The sequence below is a fragment of the Moorena sp. SIO4E2 genome (genome assembly GCF_010671945.1).
In the GTDB taxonomy this organism is placed as follows: domain Bacteria; phylum Cyanobacteriota; class Cyanobacteriia; order Cyanobacteriales; family Coleofasciculaceae; genus Moorena; species Moorena producens.
The window spans coordinates 1-1,342 of sequence record NZ_JAAHIE010001253.1 but is presented as its reverse complement, the minus strand read 5'-3'; the positions used below and the strand labels follow the sequence as shown (position 1 = coordinate 1,342).

3 protein-coding genes are annotated in these 1,342 nt (G+C 43.7%); 2 read left to right on the top strand and 1 reads right to left on the bottom strand.

Features of this window, described 5'->3' with window-relative positions:
* Positions 1–316 precede the first annotated feature (316 nt).
* Complete coding sequence (locus tag F6K37_RS42685; RefSeq protein WP_008190633.1) at positions 317–856, top strand: DUF456 domain-containing protein; 540 nt, start codon at positions 317–319, stop codon at positions 854–856.
* On the opposite strand, the gene F6K37_RS42680 is transcribed toward F6K37_RS42685, so the two are convergent.
* Entirely contained in the window at positions 853–1,056 is a 204-nt protein-coding gene (locus F6K37_RS42680; RefSeq protein WP_287257257.1) for a hypothetical protein, read from the bottom strand. The genes F6K37_RS42685 and F6K37_RS42680 overlap by 4 nt on opposite strands.
* 164 nt (positions 1,057–1,220) lie before the next feature.
* Between F6K37_RS42680 and F6K37_RS42675 the strand changes: the two genes are divergently transcribed.
* The coding region (locus F6K37_RS42675; protein ID WP_287257258.1) for a Dabb family protein at positions 1,221–1,342 on the top strand (122 nt) is incomplete at its 3' end.

Sequence of the window (1,342 nt, the reverse complement as noted above, 5' to 3'; positions counted from 1 at the left end):
ATGTACGCTCTACATATTTTTTACGTTGCCTACTTATGATTAGATAGTATCTCTCTACTTTTAAAGTTTATTGTTTATGCTTTCATTATAGCACATCTCTTACAAACTTTCATTGAAAGCCGTCGAAGGAAGGACGGGGCTTTAAACCCAAAATTTTCGGTAATTATGGAATGATTAAGGGTAATTTAGAAGAGCGTGGCCAGAGGGGGTAGTGTGGGCAGAGAGGGGAGAGCAGAATCTCCACCTAAGCGATCGCTCTAGGCGGGGGAGCATTCAATGCTGAAATCGGTGTTTAATCTGAACATTTACTAATGTGATGAATCTTGCAATTCTCTACTGGGTGCTAATTGGGCTAATGCTTGTGGGAGTCTTGGGAGCAACTCTTCCAGGTCTACCTGGCACAAGTTTGATTTTAATGGCGATGGCGGTATGGTGCATGGTCACGAATTTTGCTGGAATTGGCTGGCCGGTGATGATCTTGTTTGTGATTTTAGTCTTAAGCGCAGCCATCGAACCCCTCGCCACTTATTGGGGCGCGAAACAAGTGGGAGCATCTAAGTGGGGTCAAATTGGTGCCGTTGTGGGATTAGTACTGGGATTTTTGGGTTTCCTACCAGCTTTGCCCTTCGGCGGACCACTGCTGGGTATTATAATCGGTCCAGTTTTGGGAGCGTTTATCGGGGAGTTTCTCTATCGCAGTGAGTGGACTCTAGCGTCACGAACTCAGCTAGCCTTAAAAGCAAGTGTGGGCATTATGGTAGGGTCGCTGATTGGCAATTTAATTGAAGGCTTGCTGGCTCTGAGTACAGTGATTGTTTTTGTTTTTACCACCTGGCCTGTGGTAATGGGAATTTAGGAACTTGTTGAGGGAATAGGGAATAGGGAATAGGGAATAGGGAATAGGCAATAGGCAATAGGGAATAGGCAATAGGCAATAGGCAATAGGGAATAGGCAATAGGCAATAGGCAAAAAATATTGTGTACTTTATTGTCTTGATGTAAAGGGCGAGTGTGGGAAATTCCCTGTTCCGAAGCTGCATCGCTACCCAAAATCACTCTATACTTTATTAACTCTTGCCTCTTGCCTGTTGCCTGTTGCCTCTTGGCCTTGGGCAGTATGTTAACAACTCAAATACAAACGCTATATACTGTTCCCAGATCCCAGATCTGCTGTTCCCTTTTTAAATCAATTTTTTTTCAACCCAAATAGAAATATAAAGATGATCGAGCATATTATTTTGTTCAAGTGGAAAGACGACGCTTCAGCGGATGCGATCGCATTAGCTATCAATGGACTACTGGCCATGAAAGACCAAATTCCTGAGATTGTAGAACTTTCCTG